This is a genomic window from Pseudomonas sp. SA233 (assembly GCF_054792385.1).
Window position 1 is genome coordinate 3,783,066 of record NZ_CP096449.1, and the last position, 18,916, is coordinate 3,801,981.

Consider the following 18,916-nt stretch of genomic DNA (forward strand, 5'->3'; position numbering starts at 1 on the left):
TCTGCTGGATAACCTGGAGCTTAGGTCGCTCTCAGATTATCTCCTCATCAGGCTAATCACGGTTTTTGACCCAGCTTTTTGCTGGGTCTTTTTTTTGGCTCTTCAGGCTAATGAAGATCGTGATGGCGCGCATGATAGCAAAGGTGTTTCAGGGCGTGAACGCTCATTACAAAACTTTGCGGAATCAGCACTTGAGAATCAATATCGTTTAACCTACGCTGATCACGCATCACGGAAGATGCCCCCATCCCTCCCCCTCCACAGAGCAAGGAGCTGTCCATGACCCGTCTGCTGCTGCCCCTTGAGTACCCAACCCCTGCTGCCGAACATCATGCCGACGACGCCCTGCTGTACGCACTGAAACGCCTGCCACGGCGTGTCCAACAAGTATTCCTGCTCAACCGCCTCGACCAACTGGACTTCTCCAGCATCGCCGCCCGCCTCGACCTGCCATTGGCGAGCATCGAGCGGCACATGGCCCAGGCACTGCAGGCTGGTCGTTCGCGCCGGGATGTGCTGGCGAGTGTTGCCGGGCAATGGTATGTGCGCTTGCAGAGCCCACAGGTGACGGCGTGCGAGCGGATCGATTTTCGCCGTTGGCTGGATGCGGACATGGCGAACTTGCAGGCGTTTCATGACACGGAAATGCACTGGCGCAGCCTGTTGGCACCGGCACGGCAGCTGGGCCAGGATGGTTGGTACCGGCAAGGTCGGGCGGCACTGTCGTTGGGCGGCTGTTCGGTTGCGGTCGGGCTTGGCGTGGCGGCGTTGGTGCTGTTTGGTTTCTGGGCCTGATCAACACCTGCGCTACACCGTTATCGTTTTCACTGCGGATGGCTCGTTTGTTATCAAGTTCGAGTGCTGGTCAGCGTTTCCGTCAGGCATGCAAGCAGTAGCCATCCGCACAAACTGACACCCAGGAACAGAAGCCCCAGGCTCATCGGCAGCTCGCTTTCGACGCCAGCAACAAGACTGCCGGCCAAACCGCCACCTGCGAACAACAATGTCGTATTGAGCGACGCTGCCGCACCGGCTTGCTGCGGGTAACGCGCCAAGGCTTGGGTCGTCGCAGCAGGACGCACCAGCGTTGTCCCCGTCGTGCAGATGATCATCGGCAGCATAAGACTCGCCACCGTCAACCCTGCAACCTGCTCCCAGATCAACAGTGTGATGCCCCCGGCAGCTATGAGCAGGAATCCTGTCTTGATCTGAACCTGCGGGCTTACGCGGTTGTTCAAATAGGTCGCGGCTACTCCGCCAGCGATATACGCAAGCCCATAGGCGATAAATACCACCGAGAATTGATATGGCGTCAGCCCCAGGCTGTCCATCAACGCCAATGGCGCGACAACGATGAAGGAAAAATGGCAGGCAAACGCGAGGCTGGACAACAGGGCGTGCGCAAGATAGGTCGTATCACGCAGCATGACCCAGTAGCTGCGCATGCCCGACGTACGGCCTCGCGATGCAGGCGTGTCCTGCAGCAATGCATATGACAGGCATGAAACGATCACGGCTATGAAAGCGAATACCGTAAAACTGCCCTTCCAGCCAAAGGATTGTTGGAGAAAAGCGCCTGCGACCGGTGACAACGAAATGAACAGCCCACTTGCGCTGGTCAGCAGGATACGCATGGCATTGCGTTGTCTACCGCTGTACAGATCCTGCACGAGCGCCTGGCCCAGCACGAAACTCCCGCAACCCAGGGCCTGCAGCAAACGGAACGCCATGAACGTCTCATAGCGGGTTGCAAGTACACAACCCACTGCCCCTGCAATGGACACTCCCAACCCAGCGAGCAACAACCGCTTGCGCCCCATGCCATCCGACAATGGCCCGATCACGATTTGCGCCAAGGCGACACCAAACGCAAAGAAGCTCACCGAGTAGGCTATCTGCTTTGGCTCGACGTGAAACTCGTCTGCGAGCGCCGGGAATGATGGCAGGGTCACATCCAGAGGGAATACGCCCAATAGACACAACAGAATCAGCAAGGCCGAGCGCAGAAAGCTAGTGAACGAACCCAAGGGCTGATTCACGCTACCAACCCCGCCTTCTTGTATTGCCGGAAGTAGTCACTGGAATCTCCATGGAAGCGCCGAGCCCTGATGGTAGCGACACCCTGAAGATGTACAACCCGAACCCGGCAGCGAAACTTCCGATAGGGTTGTAGGGCTTTTCCCTTGTTGCTTATTACCGTTGAGTTCTGGTGCTATCCAACATTCTGCTGACTTGATAGCCGGCCCATAGCGCAGTTCATCTGTTGTGCAAACTGCTCTCAGTAATTGAAGTCATGACCGAGCTGGCCCTGCATCCATTCAAGGAACTGTCGAACCCTGGGGGTTTCAGCATGGCCTCGAGGAAAAACCAGGTGGTGGGCACTGACGGGCGTCGCCAGGTCTTCTGTAAATACCGGTACCAACTCGCCTCGGGCAATGTAGTCCTGCGCCAGCAGGGAACTCTCCAAGGCCACCCCATACCCGTGGCTGGCGGCCTCCAGGCTCATGTAGGAGCGATCGAAGCTCAGGGCGTAGGGGGTTTGAGGCAACGCCACGCCTTGCTGGGCGAACCATTGGGGCCACTGCACCAATGCGGCTTCCGAAAGAATCAGGTTCTGCCCCAGCAGATCGCCCGGCTGCTTGATAGGCGTACGCTCGAGAAGCTGTGGCGAGGCCAGCACAGTTGCACGTTCATGCCGGATGGTACGCACTTCCAGGCTGGGCCAGTTGGGATAGCCATGACGGATATCCAGATCGATCTGATGGCGGCCGAAGTGCAGCGACTCGTAGGAGCACGACAGGTTGATCTGGATCTGCGGATGACTGTTACGAAAATGGTCCAGGCGCGGCAGCAACCAGAGCAGGCCAAAGCTGGGCGCGGAATGAAGCCGCAAGCAATCGAAGCCCACCGAGTTGCCGGCGCGCTCGGTGGCCGTAGCCAGGCTTTGCAATATGCCTGATACCTCGCGCAGGTACTGCTCTCCGGCCGGGGTCAATGCAACACCGCGCGCTTCGCGAATGAACAACGGACGACCGATCAAGGCTTCCAGATTGGCGATCTGGTGGCTCACCGCAGAGGGCGTGAGGTTCAACTGCTCTGCGGCCCGTGCAACGTTGGCGAAGCGAGCGACTTGCTCGAAGGCCTGAATTGCTTTCAGGGAAGGGATCTGAGGCGATTTTCTGAGGATGTCCAGGCTCATGACCATTTCCTGAAGGATTCGAAGCGATACCAAGGCTTTTACCTTCCTGTAAGCCCAAGGCACAAGTCGAGGGCTGAATTTTTTTCAGCACCGGGTGAAGGAGGCAGCGTTGCTCGGGGTGCTGTCCGGGACGAAGCTGTGCCTATCGGTTCTGCCTGGAACCGCCGCTCACAACAACAACCATCTGGAGCACCTTCGATGCTGTTAACAGGAAAATTTGCCGTGATCACTGGCGCGGCCTCTGCCCGCGGCATCGGCCGCGCAACAGCCCAGGCGTTTGCCGCTCAGGGCGCCAAAGTCGCGATCCTGGACCTGGACGCCTCCGCCGCGACCGAGGCTGCCGCTTCACTGGGCGAAGGCCACCTCGGCGTGGCTGCCAACGTTGCCGATGAAGCACAAGTGCGTGATGCCATCGCTCAAGTGCTCGCGCAATTCGGTCGGATCGACGTGCTGGTAAACAATGCCGGCATCACTCAACCGGTGAAAACCCTGGAAATCACCGGGGCCGACTATGACCGGATTCTCAACGTGAACCTTCGTGGCACATTGTTGATGTCCCAGGCGGTGATCCCAACCATGCGTGCGCAACGCGCCGGCAGCATCATCTGCATGTCCTCTGTGTCTGCCCAGCGTGGTGGCGGCATCTTCGGTGGCCCTCACTACAGCGCGGCGAAGGCTGGCGTGCTTGGATTGGGCAAGGCGATGGCCCGCGAGCTGGGGCCGGACAATATTCGCGTCAACTCGATCACGCCAGGCCTGATTCACACTGACATCACCGGAGGCCTCATGCAGGATGAGCGCCGTCACGCCATCATCGAAGGCATCCCCTTGGGCCGCCTGGGCGAGGCGCGCGATGTCGCCAATGCGGCCTTGTTCCTGGCCAGTGACCTGTCCAGCTACCTGACGGGCATTACCCTGGATGTCAACGGCGGGATGCTGATCCACTGAGCACCCGGTGCATCGTGACCTGCACCCGAGCCCGGCGCAGGCCACGCGTTCGATAACAACAAGAGATCAGAACGAATGACCACATTAGCGCTCGATGCGGTATCCGCCGCACGCAGCAGTGCCTACCGTAAAACGGCCTGGCGACTGATGCCTTTTCTCATGCTCTGCTACCTGTGCGCCTATCTGGACAGGGTCAATGTCGGCTTTGCGAAGCTGCAGATGATGGACGACCTGGCCCTTTCCGAAGCGGTCTACGGGCTGGGCGCCGGCATGTTCTTCATTGGCTACTTTCTCTGCGAGGTGCCCAGCAACATCATTCTGCACAAAGTGGGCGCTCGACGCTGGATCGCTCGCATCATGATCACCTGGGGCATCATCTCGGCGATGTTCGCCCTGGTGGAGACAGCCTGGCAATTCTATACCCTGCGTTTTTTGCTGGGGATCGCCGAAGCAGGCCTGGCACCAGGGCTTCTGCTGTACCTGACCTATTGGTTCCCGTCTTACCGCCGAGCGAAGATGACCGCACTGTGGTTCATCGCGATTCCGCTGTCGGGCATGATCGGCGGCCCCTTGTCGGGTTGGATCATGGAGCGCTTTGCCGGCGTTCACGGCTGGGCGGGCTGGCAGTGGATGTTCCTGCTCGAAGCCATCCCCACGGTACTGGTGGGCGTCCTGGTGCTGAGCTACCTGAAGGATGGCGTCGATCAGGCTCACTGGCTGAGCGACGAAGAAAAAGCCCTGGTGCGCAAGGAGCTGGCTGAAGACGAACAACACAAGGTAAACCACGGCTCGGTGGCCGACTTCATCCGCGACCGTCGGCTCTGGTTGCTGGCGGGCATCTACTTCTGCGTAGTGATGGGCCAGTACGCAATCACGTTCTGGCTACCCACACTGGTACGCAATGCCGGCGTCAGCGAACCTTTGCACATCGGCCTGCTGACCAGCCTGCCGTACCTGTGTGCCATCGTCGCGATGCTGTGGGCCGGGCGCAGCGGCGACCGTCACCGTGAACGCCGCTGGCACCTGGCGATCCCCATGCTGATCGGCGCTCTGGGCCTGAGCCTCGCCGCAGCACTGGGCAGCAGCCTGACGCTGTCGATCCTCAGCCTGTGCCTCGCTGCGGCTGGAGTGCTATCCGCCTCTTCACTGTTCTGGATGCTGCCCACCACGCTGTTGGGAGGTGTATCGGCGGCGGCAGGCATCGCGGCGGTGAACAGTTTCGCCAACCTCGCCGGCTTCTGCTCGCCCTACCTGATCGGCTGGGTCACTACCACCTTGGGCAGCAATGCCATCGGCATGTATCTCATCACGGCCGTACTCATGTTTGGCGCCTTCCTGGTGTCGCGAGTACCGGCTCATCTGGTCAATCGTTGATTCGATAGAAAGGAGTCACTTCAATGACTGCTGTGCCTACCTACACCGAGGCGCTGCCGCTGGCTGTGCGCGCTCGCAATATCCGCCGCCACGCATTGCGCATGGGGCAAGTCCAGGGCCAGGGCTATGTCGGCCAGGCGCTGGGCGCCGCCGACCTGCTGGCGGTCGCGTATTTCCATGCGCTGCGCCTCGACCCCGGCAACCCCGAATGGGAGCAGCGCGACCGTTTCTACCTGTCCATCGGGCACTACGCGATTGCCCTCTATGCCGCACTGATCGAGGCCGGCGTAATCCCAGAGGATGAGCTTGAAACCTACGGTAGCGACGATAGCCGCTTGCCCATGTCTGGTATGGCTGCCTATACCCCCGGCATGGAGATCACCGGTGGCTCGCTCGGCCACGGCTTGGGCATCGCCGTCGGCGCCTGCCTCGGGCTCAAACGCAAGGGGTCGGACAGCTGGGTGTACAACCTGCTGTCCGATGGAGAGCTCAACGAGGGCTCGACCTGGGAGGCCGCCATGTCGGCCAGCCATTGGCGCCTGGACAACCTGATCGCCATCATCGATGTGAACAACCAGCAGGCGGATGGCCATTCCAGCGAGGTACTGGCCTTCGAACCAATCGTCGACCGCTGGCAAGCCTTTGGCTGGTTCGTTCAACGCGTGGACGGCAATGACCTGGATGCGCTGGTCGGCGCCTTCGACCAGGCCCGTGCCCACGCCGGGGCGCAACCGCGCGTGATCATCTGCGATACCCGCATGGGCAAAGGCGTGCCTTTCCTGGAAAACCGCGACAAGACGCACTTCATTCGCGTCGATGAAAACGAATGGGACCTCGCCCTGAAAGCGCTGGACGCCGGGAGCCAAGCATGAGCACTGTGAACTCACCCAAGAAACGCCTGACCACCTCGGCCATGATCGCCTCGATTGCCGCCGACGGCCAGCCGACCCGCCCTGCCCCGTTCGGCCATGCCCTGGCAAGCCTTGCCGAGCAACGTCAGGATATAGTTGGCCTAAGTGCCGATCTGTCCAAGTACACCGACCTGCACATCTTCGCCAAAGCCCACCCCGAGCGCTTCTATCAAATGGGCATGGCCGAACAATTGCTGATGAGCGCCGCTGCCGGCATGGCACGAGAAGGCATGACCCCCTTTGCCACCACCTATGCGGTGTTCGCTTCCCGTCGGGCCTATGACTTCATCTGCATGGCAATCGCAGAAGAGAACCTCAACGTCAAGATCGTCTGTGGGCTGCCTGGCCTGACCACCGGTTATGGTCCTAGCCACCAGGCCACGGATGACCTGGCCATCTTCCGGGCGATGCCCAACCTTATGATCGTCGACCCCTGTGATGCGCTGGAGATCGAGCAGGCTGTGCCAGCGATCGCCGCCCATCAGGGGCCGGTCTACATGAGGCTGCTGCGCGGCAGCGTACCCTTGGTGCTCGATCGCTACGATTACCAGTTCCAGCTGGGCAAGGCACAGGTGCTGCGCGGTGGCCGGGATGTGCTGTTGATTGCCAGCGGCCTCATGACCATGCGCGCGCTGGAGGCTGCCGAGCAGTTGCAAAAGGACGGAGTGGACGTGTCGGTACTGCACGTGCCTACCATCAAACCGCTCGATGAACAGACCATCCTCGCCGAGGCACGCAAGCCTGGTCGCCTGGTGGTCACTGCGGAAAACCACTCGATCATAGGGGGCCTGGGGGAAGCTGTGGCCGGCGTACTGCTGCGCAACGGGGTCACACCAACCTTCCGCCAGATCGCGCTACCGGATGCGTTTCTCGATGCAGGGGCACTGCCGACTTTGCATGACCGATACGGGATCTCCACTGACGCTGTGTCGAGGCAGATCAAGGCATGGCTTTGACCGTAGCCGTGGGTCAAACCTGAAGCGCGGTGGATGCAAGCGTGATGGATACCTGGCCCATGACAAAGGCACACCGCAGCCCCTGGGATCCAGGCAATGATGAAAAATGCTCCGTAACATTCGATACGGAGCATTTTTTGGGGCGACGAAACCTGCAGACGCCACCTAACCTCCTGCCACGCTACCGATGAAATTCGCCAGCTCAGCTGTTCGGGGCGCCGCAAAAACCTCGCGTGGATGGCCAGTCTCGTGGACCTTGCCTTGATGCATGAAGACCAGCTTGTCACCGACTTCCCGGGCAAAACGCATTTCGTGGGTGACCATGATCAGGGTCATGCCTTCACTGGCCAGTTGGCGCACCACACCGAGCACTTCGTTGACCAACTCGGGGTCGAGCGCCGAGGTGATCTCGTCGCACAGCAACACCTTTGGCGACATGGCAAGCGCCCGTGCAATCGCCACCCGCTGCTGCTGGCCGCCGGAAAGGCGGTCCGGGTAGGCGTCGAACTTGTCGCCCAGTCCAACCCTGGCGAGCATCTGCTCGGCCAACTGGCGGGCCTCGGCCTTGCCGGCCTTCTTCACCACCTGGGGCGCAAGCATCACGTTCTGGCCCACTGTCAGGTGAGGGAAGAGGTTGAACTGCTGGAACACCATGCCAACCTTCTGCCGCAGCGAGCGCAAGTCGGCGCGGCCGGCATCCAGGTATTCGCCGTCCACCTCGATCACCCCATCGCTGATCGACTCCAGGCCGTTGAGGGTACGCAGGAAGGTACTCTTGCCGGAACCGCTACGGCCGATGATGGCGACCACCTCGCCCTCCTCGATCGCCAGGTCGACACCCTTGAGCACATGATTGTCGCCGTAGTACTTGTGCAATGCGGACACTCTAAGCAGGGGCATGCAGCCTCCTCTCCAGGTAACGGGCGCTCAGCGAGAGCGGGTAGCAAAGGACGAAGTAACCCACGGCCACCAGACCGTAGATCAGGAACGGTTCGAAAGTGGCGTTGGCCAACATGCCGCCGGTCTTGGTCAGCTCGGTGAAACCGATGATCGAGGTCACCGCCGTGCCCTTGACCACCTGCACCGAGAACCCGACAGTCGGCGCGACGGCAATGCGCAGGGCCTGGGGCAGGATCACGTGGCGCAACTGCTCCAGACGGCTCATGGCCAGGCTGCCGGAAGCCTCCCACTGGCCATGTGGTATGGACTCGACGCAGCCTCGCCAGATCTCGGCGAGAAAGGCACTGGTGAACAACGTCAAGGCGATGGCCGCCGCCATCCAGGCCGAAACATCGATGCCGAACAGGGCGATGCCGAAAAACACCATGAACAGCTGCATCAGCAGCGGCGTCCCCTGGAACAGCTCGATGTAGCTCCTGGCCGCGCCACGCAGCATCCGGCTATCGGAGATTCGCGCCAACAGCAGCAACAGCCCGGCAATACCACCGCAGACGAACGCCACCAGCGACAGCAGCAAGGTCCATTGCAAACCTGCGAGCAGGTTGCGCACGATGTCCCACAAGGTGAAATCCATTCAGCGTCTCCCCGTCAAAGCGCGCCGGCCGATCCATGCCAGCAGTTGGCGCACCAGGATGGCCATGACCAGGTACAGAGCCGTGGTCAGCAGGTATGTCTCGAAAGCCCGGAAGTTGCGCGACTGGATGAAGTTGGCAGCGAACGACAGTTCTTCTGTGGCGATCTGCGAGCACACCGCCGACCCGAGCATTACGATCACGATCTGGCTCGACAGGGCCGGCCAGACCTTGGCCAGTGCAGGTTGCAGCACCACATGGCGAAAAGCCTCGAAACGACTCATGGCCAATGCCGCCGCAGCCTCCAGTTGCCCTCTGGGAATGGCCTGGATACCCGCCCGAATGATTTCGGTGGAATAGGCCCCAAGGTTGATCACCATGGCCAGTACCGCCGCCTGCCATTCCGTCAACCGAACGCCAAGCGAGGGCAGGCCGAAGAAGATGAAGAACAACTGGACGATGAAGGGCGTGTTGCGGATCAGCTCCACGTAAAGGCCGAACAGCGCATCGAACGGCCGTAGTCGCCAGGCGCGCACCACCGCACCCAGCACACCGATAGCCACCCCGAACAGGGTGCCGATCAACGTCAGCTCTAGCGTGAACACAGCCCCTTCGAGCAGCAGGCCGCCTTGGGCCAGCACAGGGGAAAAGTCAAATTGATAGGCCATGGGTCGGCGACTCCAGGGCCGTTCAAAGGTCGGCCGGCAATGGCTGCTTCAGCCACTTTTCGGCATTGCGGTCGAGGCTGCCGTCGGCCTTGGCCGCATTCAGAGTGGCGTTGACCTTCTCGAGCAAGGCCGGCTCCTGCTTGGCCAGCCCCACGTACACTGGCGAGTCCTTGAGCTTGACCTTCATGACCGGCACCTTGTTCGGGTTCTTCTCGGCAATGACAGCCATTACCACGCTGCCGCTGGCGATCAGCTCGACCTGGCCCGACAGGTAGGCGGCGATGGTCGAGTTGTTGTCCTCGAAGCGCTTGATGACCGCACCCTGAGGGGCGACCGCGGATAACTCCATGTCCTCGATCGAGCCACGCGTGACACTGATGGTCTTGCCGGCAACGGCACCGATATTGTCGATCGACGTCTCGGCCGGCCCGAACACTGCCAGGTAGAACGGTGCGTAGGGGCGGGAAAAATCGATCACCGCTTCCCGCTCCGGGTTCTTGCCCAGGCTGGAAATCACCAGGTCGACCTTTCCGGTAGTGAGGAACGGAATGCGGTTGGTACTGTTGACCGGGGTCAGCGCCAGCTTGACGCCGAGCCTGTCAGCCAGTAACTGCGCGGTGTCGATGTCCAGGCCGCGAGGTTTGAGGTCCGGCCCCACCGAGCCGAAGGGAGGGAAGTCCTGGGGTACGGCTACCTTGAGCACGCCCCGGGCAGTGATGTCGGCCAGCGCATCGGCCTGGGCGTGGGAAACGCTCATGACGCCGCCACAAACCAGGGCGGCCAGAAGCAAGGAACGGATGTTTTTCATGGAAAATGCCTCGGGTGCATGCGAAGAAGTTGCCTAGCCCGAAAAGCACAGGCCGTGCCAGTGTTGCCCGGCAGCCCCGGAATACGCTTTCGCCCCTTGGCATCACGCGGTCTTACTGGTCTGAACAGCTAGCGCCTACCCTCTGCCATCGCCCCCCTTTCGTGCAGCCACCTGCCCCGCTGCGTCAGCATGGGGCGATACTTGCCAGGCAACCGGTAAAGCCTTTAAAAAGCGCAGACCCCTTGCCAGCTGGTCTGAACAGATGCTCGAGACACTCCCCCGCGCAGTTCCGGAAATCGCCTTGCAGGCTATCCGCAAACTGATCCAGGAAGGCGACTACCAGCCCGGTGATGCCCTGCCCTCCCAACGTGACCTGGCAGAGCAGTTGGGTGTAAGCCGCGCCTCCCTGCGCGAGGCGCTGTCCTCCTTGAGCGCCTTGGGGCTGGTGAGCGTACAACCGGGCAAGGGGGTATTCGTCCAGGCGCCGCCATCCGCCACCGGCTTCTCCTGGCCCTATGCCGAACAGGTATCCGCCGTCGATACCTTCCAACTGCGCTATGCACTCGAAGGGTTTGCCGCCGGCTTGGCGGCGCTGTACCTGACGGCAGCGGACATCGATGCGCTCGAAGCCAATGTCGAGTCGATGCGCCAAGAGCTGCGCGCCGGCAATTTCGAGGCCGCAGCGCGCCTGGACTTCGCCTTTCACCGCCGCCTCCTGGAAGCGAGTGGCAACCACGCCATGCTGCAGGTGATCACCACCAGCCAGGACATTTTCCTGGAGAGCCAGAAGCTGCCTTTCATTCGCCCTGAACGCGCCATGGAGACCTGGCAGGAACACCGCAAGATCCTGCGCCAGCTTGCCCGTGGCAACCAGGCCGGGGCACAGCGTGCAATGCAGGAGCATATCCGCAACGCGGCATCGCGCACGAACGTGGTGTTCCCATGTTGACTGGTCAGCCAAACACCGCAATACCAGGCCAGCGACCCCGTGCATGACAACACACGGCAACATCACCCTCACAGGGTAAGTGGAAAGGCTTCAGCATTGACCTGAATCAGTCAAACACCATGGGCGGTGTTGTAAACAGCACACCAAACATATGGGAATGCAGTTTGATGAGCGAGTCCAACCAGGCAACCAGAATTATCTGCAACAATCTTGAACTGGCCGATCAATTGCGCCAGTTGTTGGCGCCTGTAGCACCCGATTGCGAGGTGCTGAGTACGCCTGGCAATTGCAGCGTCGCCCCGCTTTGCCGCTGGCTCGGTGAAACCCAGTTGGGCTCGGCTGGGCAGATACAGGCTGCCTTGCTGGATGCCACCGAGGTTCTCGAACAGACCCGACACGCCTTCAAATCCCGCGAACTGGGGCTGCTGCGGCGACGCCTGGTTGCATTGCTGGATAAATTGTCGGAAGATCCCCAGTGATGTGAATGTGCCATCACCAGGTTCCGCCCTGCGGGAACCGGCTTTGCCGAGCAGGATAATAGGCCTGAAAGACGAAGCGCCGTGACAACAAGTTCTTGAGCAGAACTTGTTGTCACGGCGCTTTTTTTTGTTCAGCAAAAAGGAATCTTCTCCAACACCGGGGGATGTGAATGAAGGTGACAAAAGACCTCGAGGAATTACTCAAGCGTATCCGTCTCGACCATGCGGAGATTGTCGAACGCTTTCGCTTTCTCGACTGGAGCGCCGAAGATGCCAGACGACTAGGCGTAGCAGCTCAGTACATGGCCCCGTCCCAGCAAGCTTTCGTCGACCATCTGTACCGTCACCTGGCGGAATTTTCCACGCCGTCCGCGTTGCTTCGCACGCCGGAAGTCACCGCCCGTTTGAAGCAGAGCCAGGCTGAGTATTACCAGCGCTTGTGGAGCGGCCCCTACGATGAAACCTACGTCAACGGCCGCCTGCGCATCGGTGTGATCCATCAGCAGATCGGCCTGGAGCTGAAGTGGTATCTCGGCAGCTATCGGCTTTACCTCGACGACATGCTTGAAAGCGTGTTCGGCGACAGCCCGGATGCCACGCTGTATTCCAGCCTGTTGAAGGCAGTGTTCTTCGACATGACGCTGGCCATCGATACCTACAGTGCGGCCCAGCACAAGGCGCTGGAAGATAGTGAGGCTCGCTTCGCCCGCGCGCTGCGCGGTGCCAACGACGGGCTGTGGGACTGGCATGTCGATCAGGACCGGCTCTACGTTTCAGAGCGTTGGGCCAGCATGCTTGGCCTCAGCCGCGACAGCATCGGCGAGAGCAGTTCCAGTTGGTTCGGTCGCGTGCACCCGGACGACCTGCCCGATTTCCGCCATGCCATCGATGCCCATCTTCAAGGGCAGACATCATCCGTTCACCACGAGTACCGTATCCGCAAGCACAACGGCGACTACATCTGGGTCCTCGTGCGAGGGGTCGCCGAAATGACCAACCCTGGCGAGCTACGCATGGCTGGCTCGCAGTCTGATATCAGTGCACGCAAGGATGCCGAGCAGCGCCTCCAACATACCGCCCAGCATGACCCGTTGACCGGCCTGGCCAACCGCATCCGGCTTGACGAGCAAATGCAGAAGACCTTCAGGAAGCAGCGCAAGGGCGGTGACTACGAAGCGCTGCTGTTCATCGATCTGGACCGCTTCAAGTTGATCAACGATAGCCTCGGCCACAACGTCGGTGATCGCGTGCTGGTGGAAGTGGCAAGGCGCTTGAAAGAGTCGCTGCGCCCCACTGACCAACTGTTCCGCTTCGGCGGAGACGAATTCATCGTTTTGCTTCACGACCTCACCTGCGACCGCGACGCCGAGCAGATATCCCAACGCATCCTCGACAACCTGCACCAACCGCTGCACATGGACGGTCGAACCCTGGTGGTCAGCGCCAGCATCGGCATCGCTCCGTTGCACGACAATGGCAAAGCCCTGGATGTGCTGCAGGCTGCCGACCTTGCCCTCTACCGAGCCAAGTCTGCCGGCAAGGCGCGGTACGCCCACTACGACGAAACACTGCAAGATACCGCGCAGCAGCATCTGGAACTGGAATCCGCGCTAGGCCAGGCACTGCAACAGAATGAATTCGAACTGTACTACCAACCGATCTATCACCTGGACCAAGGGACACCTGTGGTGACCGGGGTCGAGGCGCTGTTGCGGTGGCGCCATGGCGAACGTTTGATCTCGCCACTGGAGTTCATCCCTGCGCTGGAGGAATCGGGAGAGATCATCCGCGTCGGCGAATGGGTACTGCGCCAGGCCTGTCAGCAGGCCCGGGCCTGGCAACTGGCCGGGCATGAGCGCCTGCGCTGCTCGGTGAACATTTCCAGCACGCAATTGCAACAAGCCGACTTCACCCTCCGGCTGATCGATATCCTGCAAGAAAGCGGCCTGCCTCCCGCCAGCCTGATCCTGGAGATCACCGAAAGCCAACTGATGCATGACGACATGGACACGCTGGCCTGTCTGCATGAGCTGACCAGCCTTGGTGTTCTGCTGGCGCTGGACGATTTTGGCACGGGTTACTCCTCGCTCGGCTACCTCACGCGCTTTCCGCTGCACATCCTCAAGCTCGACAAGAGCTTCATCACCGGCGTGCCTTACGAGAACAAACAGAGCGCGATCAGCCAGGCAATCATCGTTCTCGGCCGTAGCCTCGGCCTGGAAGTAGTGGCCGAAGGCATCGAGAGTTCGGCGCAACTCGAATTCGTGGTCGGTGAAGGCTGCCACTACGCCCAAGGCTACTGGTTCAGCCGGCCACAACCCGCCGCTCAGATACAACACCTGCTCAGCACAGAAGACCGTTTCGAAGGAAGCGCAGTTACGCGGCGCGTACCTGTCAGTTCAGGAGAAAAACAATGAAAACCAATCTTCCGGTCAGTGGTCGTGCCGTCGAATTCAGCGCAAACGCGAACATTCTTTCAACAACCAACCCAAAGGGCGCCATCACTTACGTCAATCCCGATTTCATCAACATCAGCGGATTCAGTGAAGCCGAATTGCTCGGCGTCAATCACAACATCGTGCGCCACCCGGACATGCCGCCAGAAGCTTTTGCGCATATGTGGCAGACACTCAAGGATGGGCGCTCGTGGATGGGGCTGGTAAAAAATCGCTGCAAGAATGGTGACCACTACTGGGTCAGCGCCTACGTCACGCCGATGCAGCGCAATGGCGAAACAGTGGAATACCAATCGGTTCGCACGCTACCGGCCAAAGCGCTGGTGGAAGCTGCTGAACATCTCTATGCACAGTTGCGTAGTGGTAAAAAGACCAACTGCCTGCGTATGTCACGGCTGTCCGTCGGCATGCGTCTGGCACTTGCCAGCACTGGCGTGAACCTGCTGTGCTTTGCTGCCTTGGGCTTGTTGGGTGCGTTGTCCTGGAGCCATGCCGCTTTCTCCATGACGCTATCGAGCTTGCTGCTTGGCGGCGTGTTGCGCTTCAGCCTGCGCCCCCTCGACGCCCTTGCCCGAAAAGCCAGGAATATCGCCGACAATCCGCTGAGCCAGATTCTCTACAGCGGCCGCCGCGACCAGTTTGGCCAGATCGATTTCACCCTGCAAATGCTCGAAGCCGAGACCCGGGCAATAGTCGGACGCATTGCCGATTCGTCCCGCCAGTTGAGCAAGGAAGCCGAAGAGCTTCTGTCTGCTGTGGACAACAACAATTGCGCGACCCTCCGCCAGCAGGGGGAAACTGCCCAGGTTGCCAGCGCAATAACCCAGATGGCCAGCAGTGTGCAGGAAGTGGCGCGCAACGCTCAGCTCACCGCCAGCGCCGCGAACCTGGCCAACCAGGAATCCGACCGCGGCCACCAACTGGTTGAGCAGACCCGCCAGCACATTGATAGCCTCGCCAGCGAGGTGCAACAGACCAGCTTGGTGATTCATCAACTGGAACAGCATGGCAATGAAATTGACCGCGTACTCGAGGTGATTCAAAGCATCGCCGAACAGACCAACCTGCTTGCCCTCAACGCCGCCATCGAGGCTGCCCGCGCTGGAGAGGCGGGCCGGGGTTTCGCGGTGGTCGCCGACGAGGTGCGCGGGTTGGCTTCGCGGACTCAGCAATCCACTGCTCACATCCAGGGCACCATCGACACCCTGCGGCGTTCCACGGGGGATGCCGTGCTTGCGATGCAGCGCAGTCACAGCAAGGCCGGTGTCAGTGTCGAACAGGCACTGCTGGCTGCCCGGGCGCTGGACGGGATCACCCAGCGCGTAGATGAAATAAGCGGCATGAGCGTGCAGATCGCTGCCGCCGTAGAGGAGCAGAGCGCGGTGGGTGACAGCATCCAGTGCAACCTGGCCGATATCAGTCAAACCACCCAGAAAAGCGTGCTCGCCAGCAACCAGAGTCGAACCACTGCCGCCCATGTCGCCAAGCTGGCCGAGCGCCTTCAACTGCTGTCGGCGCAACTTTGGGGGCGCCAGCGCAATGGGTGACCGGTTCGCACCGTACTCCCAAGCCAACCCTCACAAGCCGGCCTGCGTGGTCGGCCCCAGCTTGGGCGACTTCTGCAACAACCCTCGTGGCAACTGGAAACCTTTGAAAGGCTCTTGCGTAATAGGGTTGAAGGCTTTCTGCGCGTTAAGCCTGTAGCGCATCACGCCATCGCCGGTCCTGAAGCTCAGGTCCACGCTGGTCGCCGTGCGCCCATTGAGCGAGCCACGGCTGAGCAAGCGGAACATCGACCAGGGGCCACGGTACTCAAGGCTGCTGCTGTTGCCGTTCTGCCGGAGCAAGGTCAGGTTACTGCGCACCTGCTGCCCCAAGGTATTGGGCCAGACGATACCGGTGATCTGGCTCGGGCCATGGGTGTAGGGAATCAATTGGCCGTCCAGGTCCAGCAAGCTCGTGCGTTGGTTGGCACTCAGGCCCAACGGCTCGATGCTGAACTGCACACTCAGGTTGCCGCGCTGATCAAAGAAGGTCTCGCGGATACGATCTGCCCGCTCCAGCTGTTCGAGCACATCACTGCGGATCAGCGACTGCCCCTGCTGGCCGGCCTGCAGGGCTTCGAGGTTATCCCTCAGGAAGACCTTCAGGTATTGATCATGGAACCGCTGCAGCCGCCCCTTCGGCCCGAAGAAGGCCTCAAAGTCGTCCAGCGAAGCGTCGGGAGCCTTCACGACAAAGGGGTAACGCCCTGCCAGGCGCTGCTGGAAGAAGCTGTATACCTCGGCGTCCCAGCGTCGCTCCAATTCGCGCAAGGCTTCGACATTCAGCACCTGTGCTGTTTGATCGGCCATCTTTCTGACCTGGTGGTTGATCGGTTCCGGTAAGCCGGTGGCCACCCGCTGCAGGGTGCCGATGGGGTCTTGCCCTGTCATCGAGAATCGCTGATGCACGGCCTGCAGGGCAGCCTTGCCTCGGTCGGGGCTGTCCTGCACCGCCTTGGCATAGTCGTGCACGGCCGCGATGGCACCAAGAGTTTCATCGTAGTAGCTGGGTTTCTCACCGGTTGCCTGCAGCATGGCACTCAGCCCGGCAAAGGCCCGCTGAATGGCCCAGGCCTGTTGTTGATCAGGCCTGCCACTTGTCGGTCGCAACGCTTCGACCTCCCCGGGTGCCTCAGCGACAACGGCTGATGAAAGAGATGTGTTGTCCCTCACTGTGTCCAGCAACCGATGCAGGGGCGCTGCTGGCCCGGTCAACTGCCCCAGGATCGCTACGCCATGATCCAGGTCGTGGAAGTCAGCCACCGAAAAGGCATTCAAGGCACGACGCCAACTGTCAATGAAATCGGCGCTGTACAAGTTACGTAGCCGTTCGCCCAGCGCCTCCCGGTCGGCATCCGAGTAATCGAGCTGGCCACGTTCTCCAAGTGCCCACTGGTCGATCATGGCCATATCTGCAAACCTTTGACTACGTGGTTCGAAGTACTCTTTGAAGCCCTTGGCGGTGAGCATCGGCGCTATCAGGACACCATCGCCCTGCCTGAAGCCAGGAGACGACTGATACACCACATCGAACGCTGGCCCCACCTGATGACGCAGGTCCAGGCCGGCATTCAACTGCTCTCCAGCCTGCTGTTTCAGGCTCGCGTACACCCGCTCTGGCAAAGGTACCTTGCGCAGGACCTGCTGCACCTCTGCAATACGCTGGCGATACTGCGGCAGATCGGTATCGGCATAGGCCAAGGCATACTTCAGGTGCCGCATGAGGTCGCCTTGCAATTGCCCCTGCCCGGGGAACTTCTGTTGCCACTGGCGGGCCATCCAGTCCTCGACCCATTCGGGGCGGCGGCTCTGGCGGTCCTCCAGCATTCGATAAACCCGAAGCGCAGCCATCTGCTGTTCGCTGCCCGGCGGCGCGGCGTCCATGGCATCGATCACACCGCTGGCCAAGGCTGGCAGGAAGCGCCTGGAGAGCAAGCTCAGGTAGGCCTCGTCGAGCCGCCAGCAGATCAGCCGCGATCACCGTGGTATGGCAGCGCTCACGCAGGCTGCGGAAGTCCGCCTGCATGCCCTGCAGCCTGAGCAACACCGCTTCCACGCCGCTGGTTTCCAGTTGGCAGGCCAGCTCCTCTCGCAACGTGGCGAATTCCTGAGAGGCTGCGTCCGAATCGGATTGCCCTTGTGCCCCCCTGAGCCACGCCAGACATTGGTCATCGACAAATACCTTGCCGTCGCTGAAGCACAACTGCTGCAGCGCGGGCATGCGCTGCACGAACCGCGCGGTCGCAGCGCGAATGGCCTCAGCCACCTCGCCCATCGCCAGCCGCGTGGCAGCGCTCGCTGCCAGAAAGCTGCCGCGAATCCAGTAGGGGCAAGCCGTCACGCTCTTTTCGATCCGCAGCAGCAGGGCCGCGTCGATTGCAGTAGCGGCAATGGCATCCTCATAGTCCCCGGCAATGTCCTGCGGCACCGCCATCAGCTCCGTGCGGTTGCCCTGCCTGGTTTGAGGCGGTGTCTGGATGTGCGCCCACAAGCCGAACCGACGCAACTGGTAGCCAGCAGGATCGTAAGGGTCCTGTTGATTGATCAGCTCGGCCATGGTCAGCATGGCCCTTCGTGATTCCCGCTCGTTGCCCAACGACACACGGGGCGTCGGCGTGGCAATGACCTCGGCCAGTGGCGCAGACTTGATGGCCTTTGCAGGGGGCTTGTCCGTGGTGGGCTCGGCAAGGCCGTTCGAAAGCTCCGTGTGCTTGCGTAGCAGGCGCTCCAGTTCGCCAAGGGCCGCTTCATCGAGCTGCGCTGCTTCCTGCTGCTGTTGCAGGCGTTGCAGCGCGCCCTGAGCCGCCGCGGCGTGCGCGGGGCTGAACGTGAAGCGGTCCAGGCGCGGCAACGCCACGAGCAAACGGTTGAGCATCAGGCCAACCAGCTTGCGTTTGCCGAGGAACCCTTTGGGGCCCGGTTTCGGGTATGCGCTTTCCCAATAGGCTTCGACCATGCCGGCCAGCAGTGCGACGGTATAACCCCAGCGCTCCCAGCATTGGCTGCGCAGCCAAGCGACACCCAGGTGCGCGACGATGCGCAGGTGCTTGCACTCCTGTGCGCAGGCGTATCACCAGGCCAAACAGTGGCGC

Annotated in this window: 15 protein-coding genes and 2 pseudogenes; 9 read left to right on the top strand and 8 right to left on the bottom strand. The window is 60.9% G+C overall.

Features of this window, described 5'->3' with window-relative positions; all coding sequences use genetic code 11:
• Positions 1 to 279: 279 nt before the first annotated feature.
• Entirely contained in the window at positions 280 to 795 is a 516-nt protein-coding gene (locus M1D87_RS17495) for a DUF4880 domain-containing protein (RefSeq protein ID WP_123085124.1), read from the top strand.
• A 53-nt stretch (positions 796 to 848) separates the two neighbouring features.
• Here the strand turns inward: M1D87_RS17495 and M1D87_RS17500 are convergent, their stop codons facing one another.
• Entirely contained in the window at positions 849 to 2,039 is a 1,191-nt protein-coding gene (locus tag M1D87_RS17500; protein WP_421091567.1) for a Bcr/CflA family efflux MFS transporter, read from the bottom strand.
• 239 nt (positions 2,040 to 2,278) lie between these two features.
• A complete protein-coding gene (locus M1D87_RS17505) occupies positions 2,279 to 3,199 on the bottom strand; it encodes a LysR substrate-binding domain-containing protein (RefSeq protein ID WP_123085126.1) in 921 nt (306 codons plus the stop codon).
• A 198-nt stretch (positions 3,200 to 3,397) separates the two neighbouring features.
• Between M1D87_RS17505 and M1D87_RS17510 the strand changes: the two genes are divergently transcribed.
• The 4 genes from M1D87_RS17510 (at position 3,398) to M1D87_RS17525 (ending at position 7,388) form a co-directional block, all read left to right on the top strand.
• Positions 3,398 to 4,147, top strand: coding sequence for an SDR family NAD(P)-dependent oxidoreductase (locus M1D87_RS17510; protein ID WP_013973349.1), 750 nt, complete (start codon positions 3,398 to 3,400; stop codon positions 4,145 to 4,147).
• 75 nt (positions 4,148 to 4,222) lie between these two features.
• Positions 4,223 to 5,521, top strand: coding sequence for an MFS transporter (locus M1D87_RS17515; RefSeq protein ID WP_013973350.1), 1,299 nt, complete (start codon positions 4,223 to 4,225; stop codon positions 5,519 to 5,521).
• 23 nt (positions 5,522 to 5,544) lie between these two features.
• The gene (locus M1D87_RS17520) at positions 5,545 to 6,393 is read left to right on the top strand and encodes a transketolase (protein WP_013973351.1); all 849 of its coding nucleotides are present in this window, start codon (positions 5,545 to 5,547) and stop codon (positions 6,391 to 6,393) included.
• Positions 6,390 to 7,388, top strand: a complete 999-nt coding sequence (locus M1D87_RS17525) for a transketolase family protein (protein WP_232881178.1) — start codon at positions 6,390 to 6,392, stop codon at positions 7,386 to 7,388. The genes M1D87_RS17520 and M1D87_RS17525 overlap by 4 nt, the downstream gene beginning before the upstream one ends.
• A 165-nt stretch (positions 7,389 to 7,553) precedes the next feature.
• Here the strand turns inward: M1D87_RS17525 and M1D87_RS17530 are convergent, their stop codons facing one another.
• From M1D87_RS17530 to M1D87_RS17545, 4 genes are read right to left on the bottom strand one after another with little or no spacing between them, the layout of a single operon-like run.
• Complete coding sequence (locus tag M1D87_RS17530; RefSeq protein WP_015271020.1) at positions 7,554 to 8,288, bottom strand: amino acid ABC transporter ATP-binding protein; 735 nt, start codon at positions 8,286 to 8,288, stop codon at positions 7,554 to 7,556.
• Positions 8,275 to 8,922, bottom strand: coding sequence for an amino acid ABC transporter permease (locus tag M1D87_RS17535; RefSeq protein WP_013973354.1), 648 nt, complete (start codon positions 8,920 to 8,922; stop codon positions 8,275 to 8,277). Before M1D87_RS17535 ends, M1D87_RS17530 begins: the two co-directional genes overlap by 14 nt.
• The gene (locus M1D87_RS17540; RefSeq protein WP_003258372.1) at positions 8,923 to 9,588 is read right to left on the bottom strand and encodes an amino acid ABC transporter permease; all 666 of its coding nucleotides are present in this window, start codon (positions 9,586 to 9,588) and stop codon (positions 8,923 to 8,925) included. It lies immediately after the preceding gene.
• Positions 9,589 to 9,610: 22 nt separating this feature from the next.
• Complete coding sequence (locus M1D87_RS17545; protein WP_013973355.1) at positions 9,611 to 10,396, bottom strand: transporter substrate-binding domain-containing protein; 786 nt, start codon at positions 10,394 to 10,396, stop codon at positions 9,611 to 9,613.
• A gap of 262 nt (positions 10,397 to 10,658) precedes the next feature.
• On the opposite strand from M1D87_RS17545, the gene M1D87_RS17550 reads away from it, so the two are divergent.
• The 4 genes from M1D87_RS17550 (at position 10,659) to M1D87_RS17565 (ending at position 15,827) form a co-directional block, all read left to right on the top strand.
• Complete coding sequence (locus tag M1D87_RS17550; RefSeq protein ID WP_061551121.1) at positions 10,659 to 11,345, top strand: FadR/GntR family transcriptional regulator; 687 nt, start codon at positions 10,659 to 10,661, stop codon at positions 11,343 to 11,345.
• A 167-nt stretch (positions 11,346 to 11,512) separates the two neighbouring features.
• Positions 11,513 to 11,824 (top strand): hypothetical protein, encoded by a 312-nt coding sequence (locus M1D87_RS17555; RefSeq protein WP_061551120.1) that lies wholly within the window; start codon positions 11,513 to 11,515, stop codon positions 11,822 to 11,824.
• A gap of 170 nt (positions 11,825 to 11,994) precedes the next feature.
• Positions 11,995 to 14,241 carry a putative bifunctional diguanylate cyclase/phosphodiesterase gene (locus M1D87_RS17560; protein ID WP_039613136.1) on the top strand — a complete coding sequence of 749 codons (2,247 nt, stop codon included), beginning with the start codon at positions 11,995 to 11,997 and terminating at the stop codon, positions 14,239 to 14,241.
• Positions 14,238 to 15,827 (top strand): methyl-accepting chemotaxis protein, encoded by a 1,590-nt coding sequence (locus M1D87_RS17565; RefSeq protein ID WP_123085128.1) that lies wholly within the window; start codon positions 14,238 to 14,240, stop codon positions 15,825 to 15,827. The genes M1D87_RS17560 and M1D87_RS17565 overlap by 4 nt, the downstream gene beginning before the upstream one ends.
• A gap of 30 nt (positions 15,828 to 15,857) precedes the next feature.
• Here M1D87_RS17565 and tssM read toward each other — a convergent pair.
• Positions 15,858 to 17,780 (bottom strand): annotated as a pseudogene (gene tssM, locus M1D87_RS17570) (type VI secretion system membrane subunit TssM); the annotation flags it as partial.
• Positions 17,725 to 18,882: pseudogene (gene tssA / locus M1D87_RS17575) on the bottom strand (type VI secretion system protein TssA); the annotation flags it as partial. The pseudogenes tssM and tssA, both read right to left, overlap by 56 nt.
• Positions 18,883 to 18,916 lie beyond the last annotated feature (34 nt).